Below are 25,585 nucleotides of genomic sequence, written 5' to 3' on the forward strand. Positions count from 1 at the left end.
CATGACGCAGTATTCGATCGTCACCGATTTGAACCGGTGCGTGGGCTGCCTGTCGTGCTCGGTGGCGTGCAAGGCGGTGAACAACGTGCCCATCGGCAGCTACTGGAACAAGGTGCTGCGCATCGGGCCGAATGCGTCCATTCAAGGGTCGCAGGAAGGCGATCCGGCGTCCTACCTGTACTTCCTGCCGGTGCAGTGCCAGCACTGCAAGGAGCCCGAGTGCGTGAAGGTGTGCCCCACGGGCGCGTCGCACAAGCTTGAGGACGGGACGGTGCAGATCGACAAGTCGAAGTGCATCGGCTGCCAGTTCTGCGCGATGGCCTGCCCGTATAACGTGCGGTATTTGAATGAAGAGGAGCGCGTGGTGGAGAAGTGCACCCTCTGCGAGCAGAAGATCGCGCAGGGGGAGCTGCCCCAGTGCGTGTCTCAGTGCGGCGGCATGGCGCGGTTCTTCGGCGACTTGGACGCGGGCATCGAGACGTTCGAGGGCGCGGAGAACGGCACGGAGCGCATCGTGCTGGGCGACTTCTGCCTGCCGTTCTCGGATGCCGACGTGCACACGCTGCCGAACGTGGGCAACGAGCCCGCGCTCATGTACATCCTGAGGGATCACGACTGGATGGGAGGGGAGGCGTAATGGAGCTGCAGTGGCCTTTGATCGTGTTCACCACGCTGGTGGCGTGGAGCGCGGGGCTGTTCGGGACTCAGGCGCTGATGGCGCTGCGCGGTGCGGGTAAGAAGTCGCAGATGACGGCGTGGGCGGCGTCGGCGGTGCTGCTGGTCGTCGGCGGCGTGGCGGTGTTCTTCCACCTGGAGCACTGGGAGAGGATCTTCAACGGGTTCGGGCACTTGACGAGCGGCATCACGCAGGAATTGATCGCCATCGTGGTGCTGGCCGTGGTCGCGGTGGCGTACCTGGTCATGATGCGCAAGTCCTCCGACGGCGCGAGCGTGCCGAAGTGGCTGGCCGGCGTGTCGATAGCGGTGTGCGTGGTGCTGGTCGCCGTGATGGCGCACTCGTACACGATGGCCGCCCGACCTGCGTGGGACAGCGTCCTCTGGATCCTCTACGTCATCGGGAATGCCTGCGTCCTCGGCCCGTGCACGATGGCCGTCATCATGTCGCTCAAGGGCGATGATGCGAAGCCCGTCGCGCTCCCCGCGCTGATCGGCGCGGCCCTCGCGGCCGCGGCGGCAATCGCCTTCGCCGCCTTCCTCCAGGCGTCCGGCGGCTCCTTCGCCGAGGTGGGCTTCTACTTCGACCCGACGCATCCCACCAAGGCCATGGCCGACGCGGCCGCCACCGTCGGAGGCCAAGCGCCCCTGCTCTGGGGAGGCGCGGTAGTCGTCGGCGCGATCGTGCCCCTGGTCGCCGCCATCGTCGGCCGCAAGTCCGCCAACTGGAAGCTCTGGGGCGCAGTCGCCGTCATCGCCTCCCTGATCGGCGCGGTCTGCCTGCGAGTGGCCTTCTACAACCTCGGCCTCTCGGTCTTCATGTTCTACTAGGGATTTCGCTAAATGGCATAAAAGGGGACAGTCCCCTTTTATGCCAAAAAGGTGTCCCAAATGGGGACTGTCCCCATTTGGGACATCCGGAGCCCCCTGCGGGCGCGGTTCGTCTCCCCCAACCCCCTTGCAGACGACGAGCCGCCCCCGCAGGGGGCTCCGCGGCGCGGCTTCCCGGTCGCGGCAGGAATTTGCGGCTGTGGCACGCGCGGCGCGTTCGCGAAATTCGCGACCTGGGGAAACGTCGGCGGCTGGTCGCCCGCACCGCCCGAATTCAGCCTGATCCGTGCCACAGCCGCAAATTCCTGCCGCTTTGCCGGAGCGCCAGTTCCCCACAGGGGCTACGGGCGTGGTTTCGGGGCCTCTTGCGAAAAAAAATGCGCGCAATGGACGGATTGATGCTGCTGAGGTGGCATTTCGACCTGGGGCTTCCCTCGCGCGCCCTCGCGCGGGTGCCCTCAAAGCGACATTTCGCCCTGTGGAATCGTCCATTGCGTGCAAAAATTCAGCCGGGAGCTCGAAAGGCTCCGCCCCCCGGTTTCGGCGCAGACGAGACGAGGCCGGACGCGATGTCCGGCCTCGGATGCTGTCTGGTGGGCGATACCGGATTTGAACCAGTGACCTTGTCCTTGTAAGGGACCTGCGCTCCCGCTGCGCCAATCGCCCGTTTTCCACACGCCTTTCGGCGGTTTTCCATTCTCGCATACTGGCGCGCGCCGCGCAACGAACTTCGCTGTGGAAATCCTTTCTACCTGGGCTTATGGATTTTCGTCTTTCCTCGCGCTTGATTTCCGCTTGATTTCTGCTGGAACCGCGCTTGATTTCCGCTTGATCCGCGCTGGATCGAGGCGTGATTTGCGCTGGATCCGCGAAAGAACGGGGCGGTCTTTCGTGTCGTCGTGCGCCATGAATCCGCTGGATCGGCTGGTCATACTGGTAGCAGGACGAAAAAGGGGGAACCGAGCTATGAAACGGAAGAGGACGACGGTGGCGGGCGCGGTATGCGGCGTGGTGTGCGCCGTGTGCGTGGTCGCGTACCTGCAGGGCGTGCGGGGCGAGGCAGAGGCCGCGCGCGCCGAGGCGCTCGCCCGGTACGGGGGCGAGCAGCTGGAAGTGTGCGTCGCCAAGCGCGACATCGCTCCGGGGGAGACGGTGGACGCGGGCTTGATCGAAACGCGGCTGTGGGTGGCGGACCTGCTGCCGGCGCAGGCGGTGAGCTCGGCGGACGAGGTGCTGGGAAAGTCCGCGTCCTCGGCGATCCTCGCGGACGAGGTCCTGTCGATGCGCAGGTTCCAGGATGCGAGCACGCAGGTGGAGCCGCCCGAGGGGCTGGTCGCCGTCAGCGTGCCGGCGAAGGACGTGCAGGCGGTGGGCGGAGCGGTGGCCGCGGGATCGCGGGTGGACATGTACGCCACCGGCGGCACGTCCACCGACCTGCTGGCCAGCGACGTGCTCGTGCTGGCCACGAGCACGTCGTCGGGCGAGACGTCCTCCGACGCGAAAGTGTCCTGGATCACGCTGGCCGTCGAGCCCGAGCGCGTGCAGGAGGTGGTGGCCGCCGCCCAGGGGACCGATCTGTACTTCTCGCTTCCCGGCGAGGGGGCCGCTCACGCGCCTTCGGCAAACGATGAAGGACAGGAGGATGCGAGATGACCGCTTCCGTGGCGCTGTGCGCCGACATGACCAGCTTGCGGCACCCGGAGGCGATCGGGCTGGCGGGCGAGAACCTTGCGGCGCAGGAGTGGCTGCGGCTGTTCTCCACCGGGGAGGAGGCGCGCCGGTTCCTCTGCGCTGATCAGGCGGTCGACGAGGTGTGGGTGGCTTCGAGCGACGACATCGAGCCCATCAACCTGGCGGCGTCGCTCAAGCGCGATCGGGCGGACCGGCGCGTGTGCCTGCTGTCGTTCGATGGAACGGGGTCGCTCATGAGCAGGGCGAATGCGGCGGGCATCGACGCCTCGCTCAGCCGCCAGGCGTTCCTCGACCGCTATGTGCAGCGCAAGCGCCAGCATGCGGCGGCTGCGGGCGGCGCGCGGTTCGAGGCGCAAGGAGCGCCGGCACCCTGCGCTCCCGCTGCGCCGGTCGTGCAGCCCGAGCGCCCGCGCGTCGCGGTCGCGTACCGCGGAGCGCCTGCAGCGGCCTCCCTGACCCGCGAGGCGCCCTGCGCCGCGACGGCGCGCGGGGAGTCCTCGGCGTTCCTCATGCCCGTGGTCAGCGGAAGCGGCGGCGCGGGCAAGAGCACGGTGGCGGCGCTCGCCGCGCTCACGGCGCAGGCGCTCGGCTTCAAGACGCTGCTGCTCGACTTCGACCTGCAGTTCGGCGATATGGCCCACATGATGGGCATGCAGGGCGCGCTGTCTGTCGACGAGCTTCTGGCGGTGCCCGCGCGCATCGAGTCGCTTGCGCCCGACGGCCGCATGCCGGCGCTCCTGGCCGCCCCGAAGCGGCTCGAGGACGCCGAGCGCGTGGTGGAGCAGGCCTCCGAGCTGCTCGATCGGCTGGCGCGGCGCTTCGAGGTGATCGTCGCCAACACGGGCGCGGCCTGGGCCGAGCAGCATGCGGTGCTCTTGGAGCGCAGCACGAAGGCGCTGTTCCTGGTCGATCAGCGCGCCTCGTCGCTGCGGGCGTGCCGGCACGCGCTCGATCTGTGCGCCCGGTGCGGCATCGCGACGGGGCCGTTCTCGTACGCCGTGAACTGGTGCGCCAAGAATGCGCTATTCACCTCCATCGACGTCTCGTGCGCGCTCGGCGGGGCCCATGTGTTCGAGCTCGCGGACGGGGGCGGCGAGGTGGAGGAGATGCTCGGCGCCGGCCAGCCGCTCGATTTGATGGAATCGCGCAACGCGCTGTGCCTGAGCGTGGAGGAGCTCCTGCGCGAGTCGCTGCCGAACGCGGCCGGCCGCCCAGCCTGGGATGGCGCGCCGTCACGGCGTAGGCCGGGCCTTCGCTTGCTCAAGTCGGGCAAGCCGCGGAAACGGGGAAGGGAGGAGCAATGTCTTTGATGAGCCGCGCCCGGGCCGCCGCCGGCGCCGCGCCGACGGAGACGGCCGCGCGCCCCTGCGACCTCGAGGCGCTCAAACGCCAGATCAAGGCGTTCGTGTCGGTGGACGACATCGCCCTCATGATGGCCGAGAGCCCTGCGCGGGCGCGCGGCGAGCTCAGGGGCGCCTGCCGCCAGGCGTTCGAGGACGCCGTGTGGGCGGAGGTTCCGCACGGCGAGCGACAGCGGCTCGTCGACGAGCTCGTGGACACGGTGTTCGGCTTCGGCCCCCTCGAAGGGCTGCTCGTCGACGACTCCGTGACCGAGATCATGGTGAACGGCCCGCACGACGTGTACTACGAGCGCGGTGGACGCCTGTTCCGGGCAGACGCGTGCTTCGCCGACACCGGCCAGCTGCGCGCCCTCATCGACCGCATGCTCGGTCCTCTGGGCCGGCGCGTCGACGAGGCCTCGCCCATGGCGAACGCGCGCCTGCCCCAGGGCCATCGCGTGCACGTGGTGCTGCCGCCGCTCGCCCTCGACGGGCCGCTGCTCACCATCCGCAAGTTCGCCGCGCGCGTGATGACGCTCGACGACATGATGGCGTCCGGCTCGTTCGATGCCTCGGTGAAGCGCTTCCTCGTGTGGGCGGTGCGCGCCCGCAAGAGCATCGCGGTGTCGGGAGGCACGGGCAGCGGCAAGACCACCCTGCTCAACGCCCTCTCCTGCGTGCTTCCGCACGACGAGCGCATCATCACGATCGAGGACTCCGCCGAGCTGCGCTTCTTGGAGCATCCGCACGTCGTGAGGCTCGAGGCGCGCCCGCGCAACGCCGAGGGGGTGGGCGAGGTGGCCATCCGCGAGCTCGTGATCAACGCGTTGCGCATGCGCCCCGACCGCATCGTGGTGGGCGAGTGCCGCGGCGCCGAGGCGCTCGACATGCTGCAGGCGATGAACACGGGCCACGACGGCTCGCTCACCACGCTGCATGCGAACTCGCCGGCCGACGTGGTGTCGCGCCTCACGACGATGGTCCGCTACGCGGCCGACCTGCCGGTTGACGTGATCGAGTCGAACGTGGCGAGCGCCTTCGACGCCGTCGTCCAGACGGCGCGCTCGCTCGGCGGCGCGCGCTTCGTGTCGGAGGTGGCCGAGCTTTCCTTCGACGCGAAGCGGCGGGCCTGCACGGCCAGAACGCTGTACAAACGCGAATCGGGCGATGCCGCAGGGGTCTGGGTGGCGCCCCCGGAATGGGTTGATGACCTGCCGAAGCTCCATGTGGCGGAAGAGGAGGAGGTGCGCCGATGGAAACGGGAATGCTGCTTGGCTGCCTGAGCGCCGTCGCGGCGTTCGGATGCGGATCGCTGCTCGCCGCCTCGGCGATGGGGAGCGCGCGAAGGCCGCCCCGCATCGACGGCGCGGGCGGGCCGGCCTCGGGACGCCTCGCGTGGCGGCTGCGCAACGGCGTGGCGTGGACGATGCCGCTCGCGCGCCTCCTCATGCGCTCCGGGCGCGTCGCCGCCCTCGTGCGCCAGGCCGTGCAGGCTGCGCGCTCGCGCGGGTTCGCGACGGAGGAGGAGCCCCTGGCGTCCCTGGTCGCGGCCTCGCTGCTCGGCACGGCAGCGCTTGCGGGATTCGTCGCGGGCTCGCTCGCGGCCGGGGCCGCCGTGGCCGTCTGCGTCGCCGCGGTAGGCGTCGTGCGTCTGCGCGGGATGGAGGACCGCCGGCGCGACGAGCTGCGCGACGCCGTGCCCGACGCGCTGCGTTCGATGGGGGTGTGCTTCCAGTCGGGGCTGTCGCTGCTCCAGACGCTGCAGCAGGCGGCGCGCGAGGCGACGGGGCCGTTGAAGGGGCTGTTCGAGCGGGCAGCGCGCCGTTTGGAGACGGGTCAGGGCGCGAGCGAGGCGCTCGAGGCGCTTCGGGAGGGGGCGGATGTGCCCGAGCTCGCGTTCGTGGCAGTGGCGCTCGACGTCCAGCACGAGGCGGGCGGCAGCCTCTCCCGGGTGCTCGACGCCGCGCGCGACTCGGTGAAGGGAGAGATCGAGCTTCGGCGCTCGCTCAAGGTGCAGACGGCTCAGGCCAAGCTCTCGGCCCGCATCGTCAGCGTGATGCCGTTCGCGCTCATAGCGGTGTTCTCGCTGGTGAGCGAAGACTTCCTCGCGCCGTTCTTCTCGAGCGCGACGGGGCTGGCGCTGCTCGGGCTGGCGCTTGGGATGCAGGCGGCGGGCGTGCTGGCGGTGCGCCGCATGCTGGCGGTGGAGGTGGGGGCATGATGGCGTTTTCGGAGGCGTCGCTTTTGCTCGTAGGGGCGGCGGCGTCGGCGGCCGGGCTGGGGGCATGCGTAGGCGCATCCTGGCAGGCACGCAGGCGCTCGGCGCGGCGAAGGAGGGATCTCAGACGCTCGACGGGCGTGCGCGAGGAGGGCGTTGCGGCCCCGGGGCTCGACGGGAGGGTCGTCCGGTTCGCGGTGGACTGCTCGCGCGGGCTTTCGCTGGGGGCGTCGGGCCTGCCGTTCGTCCGCGGCCGGACGTTCGCCCGCGTCGCGCGCTGGCTCGGCGCGCACGCGCCGCGGGCGGGGCTTGCGGGGGAGGTGTCGCCCGGCGGGTTCGTCGACGCGGCCGCGAAGCTCGCCCTGGCCTGCGGGGCCGTCGGCGCGCTCGCGGGAGCGGTGCTCTCCAACGAGCTCGGCGCGCTGGGGGCGGTCGTCGGCTGCGCCGTCGGCGCGATGGCGCTTCCGAGGGCGGTCAAGCGGCTCGAGCGCGCCCGCGCCCTGGGCCTCGAGCGGGATCTCTCGGAGATGCTGGAGGTGGTGGCGCTCGGACTGCGCAGCGGGCTGTCGTTCGATCGCGGCTTTCAGCTGTACGCCGGGCACTTCTCCACGGTTTTCGCGGACGAGTGCGCGGCCGCCTCGCGCGCCTGGTCGTCGGGCCTGGCCACGCGGGAGGAGGCGCTGCGCCGTTTGGCGGCGTCGTACGACTCGCCCCTTTTCGCCCGCGTGGTGGAGAACGTCGTGCGCTCGCTGCGCTTCGGCGCGCAGCTGGCCGAGGCGCTCGAGGCGGCGGCTGTGGAGGCGCGCTCGGTCCATCGGGCGCATGTGGAGGAGCGCGTGGCGAAGGCGCCGGTCAAGATGATGGTGCCCACGGGCACGCTCATCCTGCCGGCGATGCTTCTGCTGGTGCTCGGGCCGGTGCTGCTCGAGCTGATGGAAGGTTTCTAACGATGAGGAGGCATGCGCATGGAAGCGTATCGGATGTGGCTGGCGAGGGCGACGTGCCGGGCGGGGCGGGCTCTCCGGCGCGAGGACGGGCAGGGCACGACGGAGTACGCCATCCTGGTGGGGGTGCTCGTCGTGATCGCCATCATCGCGATCACGGTGTTCCGCCCGAAGCTGCAGGAGCTGTGGAACGCCATCGCCGACGGTATCAACGGCCTGTAGCGCGCGCTGCGGCGCACGGCGGCGAGGGCGGGCAGGGGACGGTGGAGTTCGCCCTCGTCACGGTGGCATTCGTCGCGATGCTCGTGGCGCTTGGCGCCCTGTGGCGGGGGCTTGAAGGCGGCATGCTCGTGGAGCACGCGCTGTCGGCGGCGTCGCACCATGTGCAGCTGGCGGCGCCGGGTTCGACGGCGGACGTGTTCTTGTACTGATGGCGGAGCGAGGCGGGGGAGGGAGGAGCCATGGCTTTGAGAAGGCCTCGTGCGGGAGGCGGGTACGCGTGCGGCGGACAGGCCACCGTGGAGGCGGCGTTTCTCATCCCCGTGCTGCTCGTGGGGCTTCTACTGCTCGTGCAGCCGGGCATCCTCCTGTACGACCGGATGGTGATGAACGCCGCGGCCGCGGAGGCATGCCGCCTGCTGGCTACGAAGACGGACGCGGCGGGGGACATGGCGGCGAGCTGCGAGGCGTTCGTGCGCCATCGGCTGGGATCGGTGCCGCCGGTCGCGTGCTTCCATGTGCACGAGGGCCGCTGCTCGTGGGAGGTGCGCTTGGAGGGCGACGAGGGATCGGGCACGGTGCGCGCGTCCATCTCGAACGAGGCCCGGCCGCTTCCTCTGATAGGCGCGGCGGCGGGGCTTCTCGGCATCGTGGACGCCGGGGGCAACTTCCGCATCGAGGTGGAGGCGGAGCAGGAGGTCCAGCCGGGCTGGACGGCAAGCGCGCCGGGCGGCGGCCCGGCGGGATGGGTGGGGGCATGGCTGAGCGAATGACGAGGCGGGATCCGTTCCGCGACGAGGAGGGCCTCACCACGGCGGGCATGGTGCTCGCGCTGCTGGTCACGCTCTCGCTTGTGTTCTCGGCCGGGCAGGTGCAGCGCATAGGCGCGGCGTCCTCGAAGGTGCAGAACGTGGCCGACGCCGCGGCGCTCGCGGCCGAGAACGCGGTGGCCGAGTTCATGATCGTCGTGAGGGTGGCGGACGCGGCGGTGCTGTCGCTGTCGTTGACGAGCCTCGCGGCGACCGGGCTCGGGGTGGCCGCGCTCTGCACGCCTGCCACGGCCGCGGCATCCGAGACGCTGCTCTCGGCCGGACGCGACATCGCCCGCGCCCGCAACTCGTTCGCGGAGAAGGCCGCCGCCGGCCTCAACAAGCTGCAGCGCGCGCTGCCGTTCCTGGCGGCGGCGAACGCGGCCTCGGTGGCGTCGGCCAACGGCGACGGGTCGGCGGGGTACCTGGCGCTCGCCGTGCTCGCCCCCGCCGAGGGCGAGGAGATAAAGGTGGGCTCGAACGCCGCCGCTGCAGCCCTCGAGGACGAGGTGGACGGGAGCGCCGAGGCCGTCCGGCAGGCCGCGGAGGAGGCCGAGGAGGCCGCCGAGCGCGCGAACGAGGCCAAGCGGCGCGCGTTCGAGCACGACTGCGGCGCGGCGCCGACGTACTGCATGTACGAGCGGGCGCGCACGCTCGCGGGGATGGAGGGCTCGGACAATCCGCTGTTCAGGAGCGTCGACGCCTGGTCGTTCTCGGTGGCGCTCAAGCGGGCGCAGGCGTATTACCCGCGGCGCCTGGCGGTCGAGCGTCCGGAGGGGGGCTCGGTGGAGGAGCAGGCGCGCTCGAGGCTGCGCACGAGGTTCTACGGGTTCGCGGTCGAGGAGATGGGCCGCGGGTACGTCCGCGAGAGCGCCGAGTCGTTCGACGCGCTGTTCCCGCGCCTGCCGAGGAACACCGACGAGATGCGGGGGACGAGGCTCTACACCGAGGAGGCGTACCCGGTGTCCGTCGACGAGGAGGGAAGGGAGGTCATGCACGCATGGGAAGGATGCCCGGAGGCCGCAGGGGCGGCGCGGCTCGGATCCATCGCCCAGATGGAGGCTGGATCGGGCCCGACGTGCCCGGCGTGCGGCTTCACGGCCGCCAGCATGGGCAAGGTGGCTGCGGCCTCCACGTCCATCGAGAACGGCTTCGAGTACCACTATGGGAAGGTGGCCGAGGCGGCCGAGGAGTACCGGAAGGCGCGCGACGAGCTCGACCCGCTCGCAGCGGAAGTGCGCGAACGCGCGGGAGGCCTGTTCGACCGCGTGGGGGAGGCCTTCGGCGAAGCGGCCGGCATGCGCATCGACGCGCGCCCTCCCGGGGCGCTCGGCGTGGTGGCGCTCGTCGCGTCCACAGGCGCGACGGACGGGGCGCGGGGTTGGGAGAGTCCCTTCGTCCGTTCTGCGGGTACGCTCGGCACGCGCGCGGCCGTGTCGGCGGCGACGCTCGTGGCCGACCCCTCGGGAGAAGGCGGCTCGGTGGTGTCGTCGCTGCTCGACGGGCTCGCCGACCAGGGAGGTGCTGCGGTCGGCGCCCTCGGCATCGTGCTCGATTGCTGGTCGGGGCTGCTCGAGGCCTACGCCGAGGGGCAGGATGCGCTCGCGGGCGCCGTGTCGTCGGCCTTGGACGGCCTTCCGCTCGCCGGGGCCAGCGGGCTGGGCGCGTGGGCGTCGGACGCGCTCGAGGGCGCGGTGGCGGCGGCCGGGCTCGAGCCGGCCGACCTCGACGCGCTGAAGCCCGCCTTGGTGAACTCGGCGCACGTGGCCGAGGCGGACGACGGGGCGTTCTCGGCGCAGCTGCTCGCGCTCAAGGGCCAGGCCGTGGCCCATCCGCTCGCCTCGAACGACGTATTCGCGTCGATCGTGGGGCTGGTCGAAGGGGGCGCGGTGGAGGCCATCGACGCCGTCGACGGCCGCATCGTGATCGCCGAGGTGCGGCTGTTAGGCGACGGCGGGCCCGCCATCCCCATCGAGCTGGCGCTCCCGCCGGCCGCCAAAGAGGCGGCGGTGGACCTGGTGGGCCGGCTGGCCGACGGCCTGAGATCGGTGTACGCGCAGGTGACGGGGGTGAGGGTATGGGAGTGATGCGCAAGCGGGCCTGGGAGCGCGGCCAGATGACGGTGGAGCTCGCGGTAGCGTTCCCCGTGCTCGTCGCCGTGGCCGTAGTGGCGGTGAACGCGCTTCTCTTCCTTTCGGAATGCGGCGCGTTCGACAACGCGTTTCGCGAGGCGGTGCGCGTCCATGCGACGTCTCCGGCCTACGGGCAGGGGATCGAGCAGGGCGCGGCCCAGGTCGAGTCGTCGCTCGGCGCCGCTTTCGACCGGGATTTCGAGCGGGTGTCGGTGGCCGTGCGCGGCGGCGAGGGCGGCCATGTCGTCTTTGAGGGCACGCTCGAGCTTTCGCCCACGCTGTTCGGGCTGGGGCTCAAGCAGGAGGTGTTCGGCGTGGCGCTGCCTTCGCTCGCGCATCGAACGGAGATGGCGGTCGACTGCTACAAGCCGGGGGTGCTCCTGTGAGCGCGTCCGGGCGGGCCGGCCCGGCAGGCGGGTGGAGGCCGGCACGCGCATTCGTCCTGATCGCGCTTGCCGTCATCGCAGCCGTCGCGGCAGGCGAAGCGGGAAGGATCGCCTCCTCGGGCGTGCTGCGGGAGGCCGCGTCGCCGGCGCTCTGGGAAGCCGACGCAGCCGAGGGCGCAGCCGGGGAGGCGCTTCCCGAGGGCTTCGAAGAGGAGGCGCTCTCCCTTGCGAGGCGGACGGAGGCGCGCGTCGACGGCCGGGCGGGGATCGTGGGCTTCTCGACGGAGGAGGATGCGGCCGCGTCGTTCGCTGCCATCGCAGAGGAGCTTGCCGCGAAGGGGTGGGAGGGCGTGGAGAGCGGCGTGCCGTCGTGCGGGACGTTCGTAAAGGGGGAAGGGCGGCACAGGTGGCTGTTCGTCAGCTGCGTGCAGGTAGGAGGAGGCGCGAGCGTGGTCGTGCAATGCGGGGCGCCCGCAGATGAGAGGAGCTGAGGTGCATGGAAGATCGAAAAGAGAGGAAGCCGGCGGCCGTTTCGGGGCCCAAGCGGGAGGAGGGCGCGTCCCCGGCGCGCCGCAAGCCGACGAGGCGGCGCGCGGGAGGGGCTGGGAAGCGGCCGCAGGATCCGGCCGACGCGGCCGCCTTGCTGGAGATGGCGACGCGCCTATCGCGGAAGGGCCGGGGGCTGCTGTTCTCGCGGCCGGGCGACGCGTCGCTTCTGCTCGTGCCGTGCAACGACGTGCATACGGCGGGCATGGCGCATCGCATAGACGTGGCGTTCGTCGACGAGGCCGGGGGCGTGCTCGCGTCCTATCGCAACGTGGGCCCGTTTCGGCGGCTCCGCCACAAGGGAGCGGCCGCCGTGATCGAGCGGTTCTCGTCGTGCGCGACGCCGTGGTTCGAGGAGGGCGATCGCGTGGGCGTCGTCCCTATGAAGGAGGAGCGATGAAAACCTGCCCGATCTGCCATGCGCGGGCGTTCGATGACGCCGAGGTGTGCTTCGGCTGCCTGCACCGCTTCGCGGACGAGCCGCGTCCCGTCCCGGTTCCCCGGCCGGCGCCGCCTGCGGGCGCGGCCCTCGAAGAGGGGCTGGCGAAGGTGCGGGAGGCTGCGCCGATCCGCGCGTCCGGCGCGCCCCGGCCGGCTCCCTGCCCGTTCCAGGGCGCGCGGGCCGTGCCGGAGACGGTGCACGCCGTTCCCGTCATGCGCGGGGAGCCGGCCGGGGCCGCGCGCATCGACGAGAGGGGGTGGGTCGTGCGCTTCGAGTTTCCGGGGTTCTCTCCCATCGAAGGGGCTTCCGGCTCGCCCGTGCGGACGGCCCGCATCGGGGACGCGGGGATCGAGGAGCTCGTCGTCAGCCTGAAGCCGAGCGCAGCCCCGGACGCCTCCGCCCATCCCGGCCGCGGCGTCCATGCGCGGGTGGAGGAGCGTCCGCGCCTCAGGGCGACGGCGGCGGAGGGGTCGTGACGGCGGCGCTCGCGCTCGCCTACGCGGTGGCGGGCGGCGCGGCGGGGCGGCTCTTCGTCCCCTGGGCGGCGAACGCCCTGCTGAGGCGCTCCTACGAGCGGTCGGTGTCGTGGTGGTGGGATTCGTACGGCGCCTACCGGGCGTTTCGGGAGGAGCGCCCCGAACCGCTCGCGGGAGGGAGGGGCGAGGAGGGCGCGCTCGCGATCTGGCGGGACGACGCGCTGGCGATGGCCCGCGCCGGGACGCTCGCCCGGGAACGGGTGCGCGCCTTGGCGGAGGCGGGCCTGAAGGCGGACGAGTCCGGCGCCGCCCGCAGCGAGGCCGAGCAGCGGGCGCGATGCGCGTTCGCGCCCGGGCCGTGGGGGCACGCCGCCTGCGCCCTCGGCTGCGCGGGGTGGTTCGGGGCGGCGGCCCTCTGCGGGCTGCCGGCGGCCGTCTGCGCGGCGCTCCTGGCGTGCGGGGCGGCCATGGCCGTGGCCGTGGCGTGCGATGTGCAGGCGCGCATCATCCCGCTTGAGACGTGCCTGGCGCTGGCCGTCGGCGGCGCGGCGTTTCAGCTCGGGACGGGAGGCGTGCGCGCCCTCGCCGCAGGCGCCCTGATCGCGGCGGTCGTGGTAGCGGGCTGCGCGGCGGCGAACCGGCTGCTCGGACGAGGCGGGGGCGTTCCCGTGGGCCATGGCGACGTGCGGTGCATGGCGGCGCTCTCGCTTGCCAGCGGGCCGGCCGCGCCGTTCGGGCTTCTCGTCTGCTACGGGTGCGCGGCGGCGTTCTCGCTCGCGGGGTTGGCGGCGGGAAGGCTCGCATGGAGGGGAGGAATCCCCATGGCGCCGTTCCTGGCGCTATGGCTGGCCGTTGTACCGGTATGCGCCTGACGGGGCTGAGGCGCGCTTGCAAGGCGAAGGATCGTGGAAGGCCCGCCCTCCGAGCAGGGGGCGGGAAAGGCGAACGAAAGGAACGGATCATGGAGAAGATCGGCGAGAGGGTCATGGGAGAGGCGGCCAAGCTGCGCGCGATAGTCGTGCGAGGCGAGGAAGAGGGCGGATCGGAGATCGTGCAGACGGTCATCGTGCTGGGCTTCGCGGTGGGGCTCGGGGCGGCGCTCATGGCGCTGCAAGGCAACATCGCGACCGTCATCAAGAGCGCCGGCACATCGATCGGGGAGATGTTCAGGTCGGTCACAGCCGGCCCTACGCTGTAAGGAGGGCCGAATGCTTCGACCCGCCTGCGGCGAGCGGGGAAGCAGCGTCGTGTCGTTTCTGCTGGCGCTGCCGATTCTGCTCGCATTCCTATTCGCGGTCGTGGATCTGGGGCGGTCGGTGTTCTTGGGCATGGCGCTCGAGGATGCGGCGCATGCGGCGTGTCGCGCCGTCTGCTCGGCCGGTTCCGGCGAAGCGGAGCAGACGGCGAGGGAGGCGGCGCTCGCGGCGTCCCCCTCGCTCGCTGCGGAGGGACTTCGGCTCGCGGTGGCCGCGCATGTGGGGGAGCTCGAGGAGGAGCCGTACGTGCACCGCCTCTACGACGCGGACGAAGGCGCGTTCGAGGAGCGGCCCTCGCGGACCGCCCGGCGTACGGTGCGCGTCGACCTGGAGCTGGAGGGGTCGTACCTGACTCCGGCAGGCGCCCTGATCGCCGTGGCGGAGGGGCGGGGCGACGGGGGGTTCGCATACGCGGCGTCGGCTGCAGGCGAGAGGGACGAGACGGTGGAAGGGGGAGCATGGTGAGCGGCAAGGAGCAAGGCGGCGAGATCGTGCAGTTCGTGGTGGCGCTGCCGCTGCTTCTGCTCGTCGTGTTCTCCGTCATCCAGCTGGGCACCATGACGTTCGCCGCGAGCCGGCTCTCCTCGGAGATCACGCGCGCATGCCGGCAGCTCGACGTGTCCGGCTTGGAGCGGGCCGTCGACAAGGAGGGGTTCGTGAAGTCCGAGATACTCGGAGCGTCGTCGCAGCTGCGGGAGGCCGCGCTCCAAGTGAGCGACGTCCGATGGCGGCGCGAAGAACGGCGCAGCGCGGGCGATACGGGCGACGGGGCCCTTGAGGAGCGCACCGTCTCCGTGGCCCTCTCCTATCGCGTGCGCTACGAGCTGCCGTCGTTCGTGCAGGTACCGGGCCTGTCGGGCCAGGAGCTCTCGCGCGAGGTGAGGGCCGCTATCGTGGAGGGGCGCGTCGTCGAAGTGGAGGTGGATCGCCCATGAGGAAGAAAGGGCCCGGCCCAGGGGCGGCGGAGCGGGGGAATATGGCCCCGCTCGCCGTGGTGGCGTCGCTCGTGCTGTTCGCCGTCCTGGCCATCGCCGTCGACCAGGGGCTCGCCTCGGCGGCGAAGGCGCGGCAGGAGAACGCGCTCGACGACGCGCGGGCGGCGTGCATGGAGGCGTCCTTCGCCTTCAAAGCCAAGAACGCCGACGATCCGGGCCGCCTCGTTGCCGAGCGCGCGATCCGGGCCATCCGGGGCGCGGGCTGCGGCGGGCGGATAGAGGCGTGGTTCTACGAGGCTCCCGAGGGAGCCGTCCCCGCCGACGAGCGGCTCTGGGTGATCGGGTTGCAGGTGACGGAGGACCTCCCCACGGTGTTCGCGCGCGGATTCGGCGTCGAAGCCATCGCGGTCGCCTCGCATCGCGTGGTGGCGGCCGTGCCGTACGCCGAAGAGCGCGTGTGGCGGCCCAACGAGAGGATATGCGGGAGGTTCGAGCTGCCGGCGGGCGCGGGAGCGGGTGCTGCGGCGTTCACGCCGCTCGCCTCGCTCGACGAGTTTCCGGCAGAGATGGGCGAGCAGGCCCGCGCGGCCTTGTCGGCGGGATCGGAAGCGGAGGAAGGGAGGCTTTTATGAGGGGTGTCGGCGAAGGCGGGGGAGCCGCGCGGGGCGGAGGCTTCGCGGCGCGCGCCGCCCGAGGGGGAGGCACGGGCCAAGCGCGCCGCCCGCATGTCTCTGGCGCGGCGTCGGGCGCTTCCGGAACGCGAGCGGGGACGGGCGCCTCCTCTTCGGAGGACCGGCCTTCCCCTGTAGCGTCTCCGCAAGGGCGCGCGGCGGGCCGGGCGAAGGCGCTCGCCCTCGTCGCGGCCGCCTCGGTCGCGGTGGCCGTGGTATCCGTCGGGTACGGCACCTGGGCCGTCGCCTCCGCGCGGGCAGCCGAGGACGCGATCGCCTCCGGCATGGCGCCGACGGTCGTGGCCGCTTCGGCGATACCGGCGGGCGCGGTGGTGGCGGAGGAGTCGCTTTCGCTGGTGGACGTGCCGCGCGCGTTCCGCTCGGAGGGCGCGCTCGATGCGGGCGGAGCCGTCGTGGGCGGCAGGGCGACCGTGGACATACCCGCCGGGGCCCAGATAGTGGAGGGCTTCGTCGCGGGGGCGGGGCAGGGGGGTCGTCTGGCCGCCGCGCTGGAGGCCGGGCAGGAGGCCGTGACGGTGTCCGTGGATGCCGAGACGGGGCTTGCCGGCCAGGTCAGGCCCTATGACGCGGTGCGCGTCGTGGCCGCCGAGACGTCGGGGACGGGCGAGGCGCTGCTGCGGACCGTCTGCGAGCGGGCGCTCGTGCTGTCGACGGGCTTCGGACAGGACGACCTGGCGGCCGCGACGGGCGCGATCACGCTGGCGGTGTCGCCCGAGGAGGCCGACGCCGTGCGGGAGGCCCAGTACGCGGGCAAGGTGAGCTTCGTGCTCGTGGCGCTCGCCGACGTCGCGGCGGAGGGGGAGTCCCATGGATAAGGCGCTCGAGCGCGCGCTCAAGACGGCGGTCCGGGAGGAGGCGTCGCTCAGGCTGCGGTCGGAGCAGGCCGATCCATCGAAGGTGGAGTCCCTCATCGGGGGCTTGGTGGGGCAGGTCGCCCTCGAGCTCGGCGTGGACCTGCGGCCCTACGAGGTGGAGCCGCTCGCCCGCTGCATCGTCGACGACTTCCTCCGCTACGGCCCCCTCCAGCCCCTGCTCGAAGATCCTTCCGTCACCGAGATCATGGTCAACGGGGGAGGCGTGGATGCGCGCGACCCCGCGCTGCCCTTCTTCGCGCCGGTCGTGTACGTGGAGCGCGCAGGGCTCATCGAGTACCGGCCCGATGTCGTCTTCGACGATGCCGACCACCTGCGCCGCATCATCAACAAGATCGCCGAGCAGGCGGGCATGCGCTGCGACGAGACGCACGCCATGGGATGCGCGATGCTGCCCGGGGGGCGGGCGCGCGCCACGTACGTGGTGCCGCCCATCGCCCCCGATGGCCCCGCGCTCAACCTGCGCACGTTCTCCGACGGCATGCTGGGGATGGAGGACCTGCTGGACGCGGGCGCGCTTCCCCCTGTCGTGGCCGAGTTCCTCTGCGCGGCGGTGCAGGCGCGCTGCCCCATCGTGGTGTCGGGCGGCACGGGATCGGGCAAGACCACGCTGCTCGGGGCGCTCTCCGGGTTCATCCCCGCAGGCGAGCGCGTCATCACGATCGAGGACACGCCCGAGCTGCGGCTGCGGGCGGCGCACGTCGAGCGGATGCAGACGCGCGAGGCCAACGTGGAGGGCGAGGGCGCGGTGAGCATGCGCGACCTCGTGGCCTTGTCGCTTCGCCGTCGGCCGGACCGCATCATCGTGGGGGAGTGCCGCGGTGCGGAGGCGTACGACATGCTGCAGGCCATGCAGACCGACCACCCCGGATCCATGACCACCATCCATGCGAACGATCCGGCCAACGCCTTGAGCAGGCTGCGCACCATGGTGGGCTATGCCGACGGCGACCTGAGCCGCGAGGTGGTGGCGCAGCAGATCGCGGAATCGCTGCAAGGGGGCCTCATCGTGCATGTCGAACGCCTACGCGACGGCACTCGCAAGGTGACGAGCGTGGTGTCGGTCGACCCGTTGCCGGAGGGCGGCACCGTCATCCCGCGAGCGGAGCTGTTCTCCTTCGACATCGAGGGCGTGGACCCTGACGGTTGGATCGTGGGCGCGTGGAGGTCGTGCGGGGTGCAGCCGCAGCGCATCAAGGAGAGGATGCGCGAGGCGGGAGTGCGCTTCGATCCGGCCTGGTTCTTCGGAAGCTGAGGAGGCGAGTTCATGGTTGCTGTCGGCGTGGTGATCCCGACGTTGCTGGTGGCGGCGGGCTGCGCGCTCGCGTTGCGGGCGTGGGTGCTGCTGCGGCAGGAGCGCGCCGCGCAGCGCGAGGAGGCGCTCGGCGATCGAGCTCTGTTCGATTCGGGGAGGGCTGCGGCGCTTGAGCGGGCCGAACGGGAACGCGCGAAGCGCCCGCGAGCCGCGAGGGGCGCCTCTTCCGGCCCGTCTCCCGCGGTTCGCGCGGCGAGGACGCTCGCCGCGGCCATCGTGGCGTTCGCGCTCGGAGCCGCTCTGACCGGCCGCCCGCTCGCCGGCGCCGTCATGGCCGCCGCGGTCGGCGCGGTCCTCGCGGGCCGCGAGGGCTCCGCGAGGAGGAAGAGGAAAGAGGAGTTCGACATGCAGTTCGTCCGGATGCTGCCGCAGCTCGCGGCGAGCGTTCGCAGCTCGCTCACCATCGAGCGGGCCCTGCGGCTCGCCTGCTCGCGCTCGGAGGATCCGCTGCGCGGCGAGCTGACGCGCGTCGTGGCCGATGTGACCTACGGCACCCCGCTCGCCACCTCGCTCGAGGACATGGCCCGGCGTACGGGAAGCCCCGACGTGAGGGCGCTCGCCTCGGCCACGAGGATGCAGCAGCGGTTCGGCGGGTCGGTGGCGCCGGTGCTCGACATGGTGGCCGCGCACGCGGGCGCGCGCCTGAAGGCATCGCGCGAGCTCAAGACGGAGCTGGCGGGCACGCGTCTCGCCAAGTGGTTCGTGGCGCTGTCCATGCCGGGCATCTTCCTCATCATGTACGCGACGAACGCCGACTTCGCGCGCTTCTACGCCGCCGAGCCGCTCGGGTGGGCGGTGGCGGGCGCGGCCGCCGTGCTCGAGGTGGTCGGCCTTATCGCCTGCCGCTCGATCACCGCCTTGGACGACCCGAGCTTGAGGCGCCCGCGCGGGATGCGCGGCACGCGGCCCGCCGCCGACGGAAAGGCGCGGTGAGCGATGGACGCTTCGACGATCATGCCTTTCGCGCTCGCTGCGGCGGCGCTGCTCGCTGGGCTCGCGGTCTACGACGTTCTGGCGCGCTACGCGGCACCGCCCTCGCGGCTCGCGTCCGCGCCGAGCGCCCCGCAGCGGCGCGAAGGGCCCTCGCGCGCCGGCGGCCTCACGAAACGCGCACTGGATGCCGTCTCGGCGACGCTCGAGCGCGTCGCCCCCTTCGCACGCGCCGAGGCCGATGCGTGCCGTGAGCAGCTGGCCCGCTCCGGCGTGCCGTTGCTTCCCGAAACCTGGAGGAGCCTGCGCGTGCTATCCGCGGCGGGATGCGCGGCATGCGCGTTTCTGGCGGCGGCCTCGCTGCGCCCGGCACCGGCGCCCGAGGCGGCTGCGGCGCTCGGCTTGGGAGCCTTCCTCGGATGGAAGCTTCCGCAGGTCGAGCTTGCCCGGCGGGAGAAGAGGCGCCGCCGCGCCATCGAGGCGAGCCTACCCGACGCCATGGAGCTGCTTGCCATCGCCATCGCCGCGGGATCTCCGCTCGAGCAGTGTTTCAGAGAGGTCGCGGCAAGCATCGATGGAGCGCTCTCGGAGGAGCTTCTCCTCGTCGACCAGGAGGTGAACCTGCTCGGACATGCGCGCGAGACGGCGCTCGAGAACCTTGCCGAGCGATGCCGCAGCCATGACGTGGGGGCGTTCGCCGCGCAGCTGATCCAGGCGGTCAACCAGGGGTCGTCCGTCGCCGAGGGCCTCACGGCCCAAGCCGCGCTCGCGCGCGAGACGGCCCAGGCCGCCGTGCTCGAGCGCATCAGGAAGATGCCGACGAAGCTCGACATCGTGCTGTCCGCATGCTTCCTGCCGCCGACGGTGGCCCTCGTCGTAGTGCCGACCGTGGTCGACCTGCTCCATTTCCTGAACGACACGATGGCGTGAGGAGGACCTGATGGGAAACGAGGGAACGTCCCGGCCCGACGGCCGGCGCACGGCGATCACGCGGCGGGCCTTCCTCGGTGCGGGCGCTGCTGCGGCGCTCGCGTGGCTGTCTCTTATATCCATCTGAGGTGGCCGAGGCAGGGTTTGGGGAAGGTACCGGCGGTGGGCGCCTGAGTACATGAGCGCCTATCCGGGCAACAATTTCGGCTACGACTCGGGCTGGGGGTATTCCTCGGACGACAAGGTGTGGCTGTCCGTCCGCTGCGACGCCACCGTGGGCCGCATGACGGAGCTTTACCTCGAGATGTCCGTGAAATCCTACTACGCGAACGGAGGGGTGTGGTCGCCCACCTGGTTCACCGACTATCCCGACACGCACGTGTGGACCTACATCATGGACGGCATGTCCGGCGACCGCCTTTCGAGCAAGAGGGGCTTCTACGACACCACCTACGATTCAAGCTCCTACCACGGCCCCTATGTGACCGACGTCCACCGCATCGAGCGGCGTGCGTATGACTGGACGGCGTACGCCGTGGTGAACGCATGGTGCGACAGCCCGGACCACGCCAACGGCATCGACATCACGGCGGAGGCGGGCCAGATCGTTCCCGCCCACGCGCTCGTCGACGACGCCTCGTGGCACGGCAAGATCGTGACCATGCGCCCGGAGGCGGCCCCGCACCTGTACATGGACGTCGCCGGCGGGGGCGTCGAGAGCGGCTCCAACGTCTTCGGCTGGCGGCTTTCGGATTTCACCAACCAGCATTGGATCGCGCTCGAAAGCGACTACGGCCACACGCGGTTCGTCCCCGTGCATATCGGGGACGTCTACAGGCAGCTCGACATCAAAGGCGGCGACTGGTTCGACGACGACACCGCGCAGATCTACGACGGGAACACCACCAAGGCGCAGTCGTTCTACGTGCACGACCTGGGCACCGGCTACCACCTGATCGTGGCGGAGTGCAGCGGGTGCGCGCTCGATCTCAACGGGGGCGGGCCCGACAACGGGACGGACATATCCCAGTGGAACTGCTTCGACGACTGGGACAATCCCAACCAGCATTGGCTGATCGAGGAACCGGTCTTCAAAACCCGCGACGGAGGGCCGCTTCGTTTGGAGGCTTCGGGGGCGATCGAGCCGGGGGCGGTGGTGGGCGTGGCCGAGGACCCCAACGCAGCGTGCGTTCCGTACAACTATCCGGGCACCGACGGCATGTTCTACAAGTACGAGTTCCTGCGCTTTCCGTCCGACCCCGGCCCCGACTTCGCGCAATGGGAGGGCGGGGACGTGGTCAGGGCCGCTTCCACCGACAACTCGTATCAGGTGGGGGAGGCCGACGCCGGCGCGTTCATCGTCTGCGTCGTGACGGCGTGGACCCGTTGGACGGCGAACGTCAAGTACCGGGGGCAGGCGGTGACCGGCGCGCTCGAGGTGCTCCTTCCCATGGTCGACGTGCGCTTCTTCGCCGACGGCGATGCCGAGCCGTGCTTCGAGGCGACGGTGCGCCGGGGCGAGGCGTTCTCGGTCCCGCAGGAGGCCTGGGACGCGGCGGCGAAGCCGGAATGCGCGGGCGTCGAGGGCTGGTTCGTCGACGCGGCCTGCTCGGTGCGCTTCGCCGACGGAAGCGTCGTCTCCGAGCCGCTCGATCTGTTCGCCTTCAACCGCGTGAAGCTCGTCTACGCGCAGGCGGAAACGTCGTGCCTGCTCAAGGAAGGAAGAGAGTGCTATCTCGACGAAAACCTGACCGAACCGGCGGGCGAGGGGGATGTGCTGCCCCCGAAGCGGGAGCTTCGCCATGGCGATCTCGCGGTCTTCGATCGCGGCGCTCCCGTCTGGTTCGAGGAGCGCGGCCGCGTGCGCGAAGCCGCGTGCGAGCAGGGTGCCTACGCCGATGCTGCAGCGCACGGTGTCGCTCAGCGCACGGCCCGGCTCACCTGCAACACTACGGCCTACCTGCGTTGGCGCACCCCCTCCTACGACGGCATCGCAGTCTCGTAGCAGGAGGAAGGAGCCGAAATGCGCTACACCTATCCAGCGCTTGTCATCGAGGACGAGCTTGGAGGTTATTGCACGTACCTCAACGATTTCAACCAGGTGACGGAGGGGAGGGATGTTGCCGAGGCCGTGGAGATGGGCGCCGACGCCCTTTGGCTCATAATCGACGACTACCTCCAGCTGGACAAGCCCCTCCCTCAGCCGACGTACCCCGAAGAGCACGAGGGCTTGCTGGTGGCCATCTCGGTCGACGTGAGCACGGAGCGCGGACTGCTTACCACGCGGATGGCCGCGATCGAGCTCGGCGTGAGCGACGCGCGGGTGCGGCAGATGGTGTGCTCGGGCCAGCTGGCCTCCAAGAAGATCGGCCGCGACAGCTACGTCTACCTCTGGAGCATCCGCGAGCGCCAGGCCAACCCGCCCAAGCCCGGCCGCCCCAAGAAAAAGGCCCTCGCCGAACAGCTGTAGCGTCCAGGCGAGGGCCGGTCTTCGGCGAGCGCTACGGCTACTACGCGCCCGTCATGCTGGCGGCGGCGTTGCCTCCGGCCTCGGCCGAGCGCATGCGCACGCGGCCTGCCGCCAGCGCCACGGCGAAGATGACGGCCGCGAACAGTACGACGATGCCCAGCTCGCCCAGGATGGGCGCGGCGGTCTCCCACGACACCTCGGTCAAATGCGCGCTCTGGGTGATGGCCTGGGTGTACCAGTACGTGGGGAAGAACTTCGCCGCCGTCTGTATCTCGGCGCCCAGCAGGTCCAGGCTGATCCAGGCCCCGCCCATGAACGTCATCACCATGCCGCCGATGTTGCCCACCGCGTTGGCCGTCGCCTCGCCCACGCCCAGCTGCCCCAGCAGAAAGCCCACGGCCAGCGGCATGAGCGACAGCGCGAACGCCCCCGCCAGCATGAGCGCCACCGCGCCGCCGGGCACGCCCTCCAGCGTGTACCCGAACGCCGCCAGCCCGATTGTGCAGGTCACCGCCCATACCGCCACAGTCACCAGAAAGCTGGCGGCCGCCTTCCACAGGCCCAGCCGCACGCTGGACAGGGGGCCCACCTGCGTGCGCCGCAGCACGTCGGTGCGGTTGAACGCGCCCATGAGCAGGCTCACGCACACGATGATGGACGCCGTCAGCGTGTAGGCGCACCACTGCAGGTAGAAGGCGAAGCGGTCGGCCGGTATGGCGCCGTCCTTGGTCTGAACCGTCTCGACCTCGATCGACTGAGCCGCGGCTTCGTCGGCGCGCGCCAGCACGTCGGACACGGAGGCGTCCGCATCGAGCGCGGATGCCGCCTGCACCAAGGCCAGGTACTGGTTGGCCTGCTGGTCCAGCAGGGTGCCGGTCATCGTGCCGTAGCTGTACGCGACCTCGATGGCGGGCAGGTCCCCGCCCGAGCGCGCCGCCTCGAAGAAGGCCTGCTCGTAACCCTCGGGCACTATCAGCACGCACCTCGTCTGCCCCGTGGCCACCGCATCTTGCAGGGCGAAGGGGTCGTCGGCCACCTCCACCGGGTCCCCGTGCTCGCCCAAAAACGCGGCCAGGTGCTCGGAGAGCGCGCTGCCGTCCCGGTCTATGACGGCGAACGGGGCCTTCGCCGCCTCGTAGCGCCCCGCATCCGCGCCCGAGGTCACGCCCATGGCCACGAACAGCCCGAGCATGCTCAAAAATCCCACGTACACGACCACGTACACGGGGTGCGTGAGCACCACGCGCAGGGCGGTTTTAAAGACTTGCATAGCGCTGCCTCCTTATGAACAGGACGGACACGGCGAACACGACGGCGGTCATGACCAGCAGAAGGCCGATCTTATCGATGAAGGGCCCCAGGGAATCGTAGTAGTACAGGCTGTAGAACGTGTCGGTGACCACCTTCGCGGGGTTGAGCGAGGCCAGAAGCGGGAAGTCGCGCGCCAGCTGGTCGGCCATCTGCATCACCGGCTCGCCGTAGAGGCCTGCGAACAGCGACAGCAGACAGGTCAGCCCGGTGAGCAGGCCCGTCTTCACGCCGAGGCCCACCTTCGGAAGCGATCCCAGAAACGTGCCGAGCGCCGTGGCGAACAGCGCGCACACCGCGATGGCACCGATGCAGGCAACCTCGCGGCCGGCAAAATCGATGCCCGCCGTGAAGCGCATGTACAGAAGCGCCACCAGCAAACACGCCATCGCCAGCACCCAGCTTGCCATGAGCGTGGCCGCGAGCGTCTTGCCGCGGCTCACGGCGCCCACGGCCCGCCGCGCGCCCAGCGCCGAGAGGTTCGGCTGCGCCTCGCAGATGGACAGCAGGCCAATCTGGGCGCAGAACAGGCACGCCATGCCCAGAAGCGCGTAGTAGAACCGCACCGACTGCGAGGGGGTGTTGTGGGTGAGCGACACCTCCGCAGTGGCGTCGCCGGACGTGAGCGCGCGTTCCACCAGGTCGGGGTCGGCCAGCGCCATCGGGTTGTCGTGCGCGATGCCCTCAAGCAGCTCGGCGTTGCGCACGTAGGTGTCGGCCACCGTGTTCAAGATGGTGCGCCCTATCTGCTTGGCGCCCATGTTGTCGGTGGCGGGCGAAACCGCCAGCTGCGGCACTCCCTCGCCGTCCACGGACAGCACGCCTACCACCTCGCCGGCGTCGAGCGCCGCGCGTGCCTCGTCGGCGCTGGCGAACTCGTGCACGTCGAGCAGTTGGTCGTCTCCCGTCGCGGCCAGCTCGTCCACCATGGCGGAGAACGCCTCGTCGGCCCGGTAGGCGTCGTCGGCCACCACGGCCGTGGACACGGGCTCGAACGCCGTTGACTCGTCCAGGTTCGCGAACATGAACATGAACAGCGTGGTGAGGATGATGGGGAAGATGAGCGCCCACACCAGCAGCTCAGATTTGCGCGTGAGCACCGCAAGCGCTCCCCTGAATGCGTTCCACATGGCTGGCCCTCCTAATCCCGAAGCGCTTTGCCGGTGATCTCGAGGAACACGTCGTTCAAGGTGGGCGGCTCGGCGTAGATGCGCCCCGTTGCCACGCCGCGCGCCGCCAGCACGCCCAGCACGTCGGCCACGTTGTGCGCGCCGTTGCCGCAGTCGGCCTCCAACATGGTCCCGTCGAAGGAGGCGCCCAGCACGCACGGCAGCGCGCGCAGGGCGGCCAGCGCCTCGTCGTCGCACGCGTCCACCTCCACGCGGATGCGCTCGCCGGTGCCTATCATGGCCTTCAGCTCGTCGTTCGTGCCGGTGGCGAGCGCCCGCCCCGCGTCCATGATCATGATGCGCGTGCAGATGTCCTCCACCTCCTCCATGTAGTGGCTCGTGTACACGATGGTGGAGCCCTGCGCGTTCAGCCGCAGGATGCCCTCCAGAATGGAGTTGCGGCTCTGCGGGTCGACGGCCACCGTGGGCTCATCGAAGAAGATGAGCTCGGGCTTGTGCGCAATGCCGCACGCGATGTTCAGCCGGCGCAGCAGGCCGCCGGAGAGCTTGCGCGGGCGGAACTTCGTGAAATCCTCGAGCCCCACGAACGCGATGGCCTCCTCCACGAGCTCCTGTCGCTCGCGCTTGTCCTCCACGTACAGCGCGCAGAAGTAGTCGATGTTGCCGCGCACGGTAAGCTCCTCGAACACCGCCACGTTCTGCGGCACCACGCCGATGCGGCGCTTCAGGTCGTAGCGCGACGGCTTCATGTCCTCGCCGAACAGGCGGATGGCGCCCTTGTCGTAGGTGAGCAGCTGCAGCATGCAGTTGATGGCCGTGGTCTTGCCCGAGCCGTTGGGGCCCAGAAGGCCGAACACCTCGCCCGGCGCGATGTGCAGGCCGAAGTGGTCGAGCGCCACCACGTCGCCGTAGCGCTTCACCAGGTTGTCCACTGCGATGATGTCTTGCATGGGGAATCTCCCGTCCTTCTCCTCGATGATGCCTCCATGATGCCCCGTGCGCAGCGGCCGCGCCAGTGCCCGCCGTCATCGGCTTGC

General features: G+C 70.9%; 30 protein-coding genes and 1 tRNA gene. 27 read left to right on the forward strand and 4 right to left on the reverse strand.

All coding sequences use genetic code 11. The features are described from left to right. Nucleotide 1: 1 nt before the first annotated feature. Nucleotides 2–637, forward strand: a complete 636-nt coding sequence (locus FX134_RS11590; protein ID WP_080802045.1) for a 4Fe-4S dicluster domain-containing protein — start codon at nucleotides 2–4, stop codon at nucleotides 635–637. Continuing rightward, on the forward strand, nucleotides 637–1,506 hold the full coding sequence (locus tag FX134_RS11595; protein WP_080802048.1) for a dimethyl sulfoxide reductase anchor subunit family protein: 870 nt from the start codon (nucleotides 637–639) through the stop codon (nucleotides 1,504–1,506). The genes FX134_RS11590 and FX134_RS11595 overlap by 1 nt, the downstream gene beginning before the upstream one ends. A gap of 591 nt (nucleotides 1,507–2,097) precedes the next feature. Here FX134_RS11595 and FX134_RS11600 read toward each other — a convergent pair. Beyond that, nucleotides 2,098–2,172: transfer RNA gene (locus FX134_RS11600), tRNA-Val, on the reverse strand. Nucleotides 2,173–2,472: 300 nt separating this feature from the next. Between FX134_RS11600 and cpaB (FX134_RS11605) the strand changes: the two genes are divergently transcribed. The 25 genes from cpaB (FX134_RS11605) to FX134_RS11725 all read left to right on the forward strand — a co-directional run bounded on the left by cpaB (FX134_RS11605) (nucleotide 2,473) and on the right by FX134_RS11725 (nucleotide 22,110). Further along, entirely contained in the window at nucleotides 2,473–3,159 is a 687-nt protein-coding gene (cpaB, locus tag FX134_RS11605) for a Flp pilus assembly protein CpaB (RefSeq protein WP_080802053.1), read from the forward strand. Then, nucleotides 3,156–4,508: an AAA family ATPase gene (locus FX134_RS11610; protein ID WP_080802055.1), complete on the forward strand. Its 1,353-nt coding sequence runs from the start codon at nucleotides 3,156–3,158 to the stop codon at nucleotides 4,506–4,508. The genes cpaB (FX134_RS11605) and FX134_RS11610 overlap by 4 nt, the downstream gene beginning before the upstream one ends. Further along, complete coding sequence (locus FX134_RS11615; protein ID WP_080802058.1) at nucleotides 4,499–5,821, forward strand: CpaF family protein; 1,323 nt, start codon at nucleotides 4,499–4,501, stop codon at nucleotides 5,819–5,821. Before FX134_RS11610 ends, FX134_RS11615 begins: the two co-directional genes overlap by 10 nt. After that, nucleotides 5,791–6,759 (forward strand): type II secretion system F family protein, encoded by a 969-nt coding sequence (locus tag FX134_RS11620; RefSeq protein ID WP_080802064.1) that lies wholly within the window; start codon nucleotides 5,791–5,793, stop codon nucleotides 6,757–6,759. Before FX134_RS11615 ends, FX134_RS11620 begins: the two co-directional genes overlap by 31 nt. After that, nucleotides 6,756–7,703, forward strand: a complete 948-nt coding sequence (locus tag FX134_RS11625; protein ID WP_087881570.1) for a type II secretion system F family protein — start codon at nucleotides 6,756–6,758, stop codon at nucleotides 7,701–7,703. The genes FX134_RS11620 and FX134_RS11625 overlap by 4 nt, the downstream gene beginning before the upstream one ends. A gap of 18 nt (nucleotides 7,704–7,721) precedes the next feature. Further along, the gene (locus tag FX134_RS11630) at nucleotides 7,722–7,922 is read left to right on the forward strand and encodes a Flp family type IVb pilin (RefSeq protein ID WP_080804027.1); all 201 of its coding nucleotides are present in this window, start codon (nucleotides 7,722–7,724) and stop codon (nucleotides 7,920–7,922) included. Further along, a complete protein-coding gene (locus FX134_RS11635) occupies nucleotides 7,886–8,131 on the forward strand; it encodes a hypothetical protein (protein ID WP_080802067.1) in 246 nt (81 codons plus the stop codon). The genes FX134_RS11630 and FX134_RS11635 overlap by 37 nt, the downstream gene beginning before the upstream one ends. A 30-nt stretch (nucleotides 8,132–8,161) precedes the next feature. Then, entirely contained in the window at nucleotides 8,162–8,692 is a 531-nt protein-coding gene (locus tag FX134_RS11640) for a TadE/TadG family type IV pilus assembly protein (protein ID WP_080802069.1), read from the forward strand. Continuing rightward, nucleotides 8,677–10,815 (forward strand): molybdenum cofactor biosynthesis enzyme, encoded by a 2,139-nt coding sequence (locus tag FX134_RS11645; protein WP_232050933.1) that lies wholly within the window; start codon nucleotides 8,677–8,679, stop codon nucleotides 10,813–10,815. Before FX134_RS11640 ends, FX134_RS11645 begins: the two co-directional genes overlap by 16 nt. Further along, the gene (locus FX134_RS11650; protein ID WP_232050934.1) at nucleotides 10,806–11,246 is read left to right on the forward strand and encodes a hypothetical protein; all 441 of its coding nucleotides are present in this window, start codon (nucleotides 10,806–10,808) and stop codon (nucleotides 11,244–11,246) included. Before FX134_RS11645 ends, FX134_RS11650 begins: the two co-directional genes overlap by 10 nt. A gap of 122 nt (nucleotides 11,247–11,368) precedes the next feature. After that, the gene (locus FX134_RS11655) at nucleotides 11,369–11,737 is read left to right on the forward strand and encodes a hypothetical protein (protein WP_232050935.1); all 369 of its coding nucleotides are present in this window, start codon (nucleotides 11,369–11,371) and stop codon (nucleotides 11,735–11,737) included. Nucleotides 11,738–11,742: 5 nt separating this feature from the next. After that, on the forward strand, nucleotides 11,743–12,192 hold the full coding sequence (locus FX134_RS11660) for a DUF192 domain-containing protein (RefSeq protein ID WP_143412192.1): 450 nt from the start codon (nucleotides 11,743–11,745) through the stop codon (nucleotides 12,190–12,192). Continuing rightward, entirely contained in the window at nucleotides 12,189–12,710 is a 522-nt protein-coding gene (locus FX134_RS14610; RefSeq protein ID WP_087881572.1) for a hypothetical protein, read from the forward strand. Before FX134_RS11660 ends, FX134_RS14610 begins: the two co-directional genes overlap by 4 nt. Continuing rightward, nucleotides 12,707–13,582 (forward strand): prepilin peptidase, encoded by an 876-nt coding sequence (locus tag FX134_RS11670; RefSeq protein ID WP_080804035.1) that lies wholly within the window; start codon nucleotides 12,707–12,709, stop codon nucleotides 13,580–13,582. Before FX134_RS14610 ends, FX134_RS11670 begins: the two co-directional genes overlap by 4 nt. A gap of 89 nt (nucleotides 13,583–13,671) precedes the next feature. Continuing rightward, on the forward strand, nucleotides 13,672–13,908 hold the full coding sequence (locus FX134_RS11675) for a hypothetical protein (RefSeq protein WP_080802075.1): 237 nt from the start codon (nucleotides 13,672–13,674) through the stop codon (nucleotides 13,906–13,908). 10 nt (nucleotides 13,909–13,918) lie between these two features. Then, on the forward strand, nucleotides 13,919–14,431 hold the full coding sequence (locus FX134_RS11680; protein WP_232050936.1) for a TadE/TadG family type IV pilus assembly protein: 513 nt from the start codon (nucleotides 13,919–13,921) through the stop codon (nucleotides 14,429–14,431). Continuing rightward, nucleotides 14,425–14,901 (forward strand): TadE/TadG family type IV pilus assembly protein, encoded by a 477-nt coding sequence (locus FX134_RS11685; RefSeq protein WP_080802078.1) that lies wholly within the window; start codon nucleotides 14,425–14,427, stop codon nucleotides 14,899–14,901. The genes FX134_RS11680 and FX134_RS11685 overlap by 7 nt, the downstream gene beginning before the upstream one ends. A 41-nt stretch (nucleotides 14,902–14,942) precedes the next feature. Beyond that, nucleotides 14,943–15,533: a hypothetical protein gene (locus FX134_RS11690; protein ID WP_232050937.1), complete on the forward strand. Its 591-nt coding sequence runs from the start codon at nucleotides 14,943–14,945 to the stop codon at nucleotides 15,531–15,533. Continuing rightward, on the forward strand, nucleotides 15,530–16,408 hold the full coding sequence (gene cpaB / locus FX134_RS11695; protein WP_080802085.1) for a Flp pilus assembly protein CpaB: 879 nt from the start codon (nucleotides 15,530–15,532) through the stop codon (nucleotides 16,406–16,408). The genes FX134_RS11690 and cpaB (FX134_RS11695) overlap by 4 nt, the downstream gene beginning before the upstream one ends. Then, on the forward strand, nucleotides 16,401–17,720 hold the full coding sequence (locus FX134_RS11700; RefSeq protein ID WP_080802090.1) for a CpaF family protein: 1,320 nt from the start codon (nucleotides 16,401–16,403) through the stop codon (nucleotides 17,718–17,720). Before cpaB (FX134_RS11695) ends, FX134_RS11700 begins: the two co-directional genes overlap by 8 nt. Nucleotides 17,721–17,732: 12 nt before the next feature. Continuing rightward, a complete protein-coding gene (locus tag FX134_RS11705) occupies nucleotides 17,733–18,713 on the forward strand; it encodes a type II secretion system F family protein (RefSeq protein ID WP_080802095.1) in 981 nt (326 codons plus the stop codon). A gap of 3 nt (nucleotides 18,714–18,716) precedes the next feature. Further along, the gene (locus tag FX134_RS11710) at nucleotides 18,717–19,640 is read left to right on the forward strand and encodes a type II secretion system F family protein (RefSeq protein ID WP_080802100.1); all 924 of its coding nucleotides are present in this window, start codon (nucleotides 18,717–18,719) and stop codon (nucleotides 19,638–19,640) included. 10 nt (nucleotides 19,641–19,650) lie between these two features. Continuing rightward, a complete protein-coding gene (locus FX134_RS11715) occupies nucleotides 19,651–19,767 on the forward strand; it encodes a twin-arginine translocation signal domain-containing protein (RefSeq protein WP_143412194.1) in 117 nt (38 codons plus the stop codon). 51 nt (nucleotides 19,768–19,818) lie between these two features. Further along, on the forward strand, nucleotides 19,819–21,645 hold the full coding sequence (locus tag FX134_RS11720; protein ID WP_080802103.1) for an RICIN domain-containing protein: 1,827 nt from the start codon (nucleotides 19,819–19,821) through the stop codon (nucleotides 21,643–21,645). Nucleotides 21,646–21,663: 18 nt separating this feature from the next. Next, a complete protein-coding gene (locus tag FX134_RS11725; protein ID WP_080802105.1) occupies nucleotides 21,664–22,110 on the forward strand; it encodes a type II toxin-antitoxin system HicB family antitoxin in 447 nt (148 codons plus the stop codon). 40 nt (nucleotides 22,111–22,150) lie between these two features. On the opposite strand, the gene FX134_RS11730 is transcribed toward FX134_RS11725, so the two are convergent. Genes FX134_RS11730 through FX134_RS11740 form a run of 3 tightly spaced genes read right to left on the reverse strand, consistent with a single transcriptional unit; the run spans nucleotide 22,151 to nucleotide 25,498 of the window. Next, nucleotides 22,151–23,380: an ABC transporter permease gene (locus tag FX134_RS11730; RefSeq protein ID WP_080802107.1), complete on the reverse strand. Its 1,230-nt coding sequence runs from the start codon at nucleotides 23,378–23,380 to the stop codon at nucleotides 22,151–22,153. Then, entirely contained in the window at nucleotides 23,367–24,548 is a 1,182-nt protein-coding gene (locus FX134_RS11735; RefSeq protein WP_080802109.1) for an ABC transporter permease, read from the reverse strand. Before FX134_RS11735 ends, FX134_RS11730 begins: the two co-directional genes overlap by 14 nt. Nucleotides 24,549–24,559: 11 nt before the next feature. Then, a complete protein-coding gene (locus FX134_RS11740; RefSeq protein ID WP_080802114.1) occupies nucleotides 24,560–25,498 on the reverse strand; it encodes an ABC transporter ATP-binding protein in 939 nt (312 codons plus the stop codon). Nucleotides 25,499–25,585 lie beyond the last annotated feature (87 nt).

This window comes from Arabiibacter massiliensis (genome assembly GCF_902386925.1).
Classification (GTDB): Bacteria; Actinomycetota; Coriobacteriia; order Coriobacteriales; family Eggerthellaceae; genus Arabiibacter; species Arabiibacter massiliensis.

Excerpts from the sequence above, each read along its gene's own strand:
- FX134_RS11710 (WP_080802100.1), top strand. The coding sequence starts at position 18,717 with ATGGACGCTTCGACGATCATGCCTTTCGCGCTCGCTGCGGCGGCGCTG.
- FX134_RS11680 (WP_232050936.1), top strand. The coding sequence starts at position 13,919 with ATGCTTCGACCCGCCTGCGGCGAGCGGGGAAGCAGCGTCGTGTCGTTT.
- FX134_RS11730 (WP_080802107.1), bottom strand. The coding sequence starts at position 23,380 with ATGCAAGTCTTTAAAACCGCCCTGCGCGTGGTGCTCACGCACCCCGTG.
- FX134_RS11620 (WP_080802064.1), top strand. The coding sequence starts at position 5,791 with ATGGAAACGGGAATGCTGCTTGGCTGCCTGAGCGCCGTCGCGGCGTTC.
- FX134_RS11645 (WP_232050933.1), top strand. The coding sequence starts at position 8,677 with ATGGCTGAGCGAATGACGAGGCGGGATCCGTTCCGCGACGAGGAGGGC.
- FX134_RS11590 (WP_080802045.1), top strand. The coding sequence starts at position 2 with ATGACGCAGTATTCGATCGTCACCGATTTGAACCGGTGCGTGGGCTGC.
- cpaB (WP_080802053.1), top strand. The coding sequence starts at position 2,473 with ATGAAACGGAAGAGGACGACGGTGGCGGGCGCGGTATGCGGCGTGGTG.
- FX134_RS11650 (WP_232050934.1), top strand. The coding sequence starts at position 10,806 with ATGGGAGTGATGCGCAAGCGGGCCTGGGAGCGCGGCCAGATGACGGTG.
- FX134_RS11595 (WP_080802048.1), top strand. The coding sequence starts at position 637 with ATGGAGCTGCAGTGGCCTTTGATCGTGTTCACCACGCTGGTGGCGTGG.
- FX134_RS11625 (WP_087881570.1), top strand. The coding sequence starts at position 6,756 with ATGATGGCGTTTTCGGAGGCGTCGCTTTTGCTCGTAGGGGCGGCGGCG.
- FX134_RS11700 (WP_080802090.1), top strand. The coding sequence starts at position 16,401 with ATGGATAAGGCGCTCGAGCGCGCGCTCAAGACGGCGGTCCGGGAGGAG.
- FX134_RS11630 (WP_080804027.1), top strand. The coding sequence starts at position 7,722 with ATGGAAGCGTATCGGATGTGGCTGGCGAGGGCGACGTGCCGGGCGGGG.
- FX134_RS14610 (WP_087881572.1), top strand. The coding sequence starts at position 12,189 with ATGAAAACCTGCCCGATCTGCCATGCGCGGGCGTTCGATGACGCCGAG.
- FX134_RS11675 (WP_080802075.1), top strand. The coding sequence starts at position 13,672 with ATGGAGAAGATCGGCGAGAGGGTCATGGGAGAGGCGGCCAAGCTGCGC.
- FX134_RS11610 (WP_080802055.1), top strand. The coding sequence starts at position 3,156 with ATGACCGCTTCCGTGGCGCTGTGCGCCGACATGACCAGCTTGCGGCAC.
- FX134_RS11690 (WP_232050937.1), top strand. The coding sequence starts at position 14,943 with ATGGCCCCGCTCGCCGTGGTGGCGTCGCTCGTGCTGTTCGCCGTCCTG.
- FX134_RS11615 (WP_080802058.1), top strand. The coding sequence starts at position 4,499 with ATGTCTTTGATGAGCCGCGCCCGGGCCGCCGCCGGCGCCGCGCCGACG.
- FX134_RS11735 (WP_080802109.1), bottom strand. The coding sequence starts at position 24,548 with ATGTGGAACGCATTCAGGGGAGCGCTTGCGGTGCTCACGCGCAAATCT.
- FX134_RS11685 (WP_080802078.1), top strand. The coding sequence starts at position 14,425 with ATGGTGAGCGGCAAGGAGCAAGGCGGCGAGATCGTGCAGTTCGTGGTG.
- FX134_RS11720 (WP_080802103.1), top strand. The coding sequence starts at position 19,819 with ATGAGCGCCTATCCGGGCAACAATTTCGGCTACGACTCGGGCTGGGGG.
- FX134_RS11725 (WP_080802105.1), top strand. The coding sequence starts at position 21,664 with ATGCGCTACACCTATCCAGCGCTTGTCATCGAGGACGAGCTTGGAGGT.
- cpaB (WP_080802085.1), top strand. The coding sequence starts at position 15,530 with ATGAGGGGTGTCGGCGAAGGCGGGGGAGCCGCGCGGGGCGGAGGCTTC.
- FX134_RS11715 (WP_143412194.1), top strand. The coding sequence starts at position 19,651 with ATGGGAAACGAGGGAACGTCCCGGCCCGACGGCCGGCGCACGGCGATC.
- FX134_RS11660 (WP_143412192.1), top strand. The coding sequence starts at position 11,743 with ATGGAAGATCGAAAAGAGAGGAAGCCGGCGGCCGTTTCGGGGCCCAAG.
- FX134_RS11640 (WP_080802069.1), top strand. The coding sequence starts at position 8,162 with ATGGCTTTGAGAAGGCCTCGTGCGGGAGGCGGGTACGCGTGCGGCGGA.
- FX134_RS11740 (WP_080802114.1), bottom strand. The coding sequence starts at position 25,498 with ATGCAAGACATCATCGCAGTGGACAACCTGGTGAAGCGCTACGGCGAC.
- FX134_RS11705 (WP_080802095.1), top strand. The coding sequence starts at position 17,733 with ATGGTTGCTGTCGGCGTGGTGATCCCGACGTTGCTGGTGGCGGCGGGC.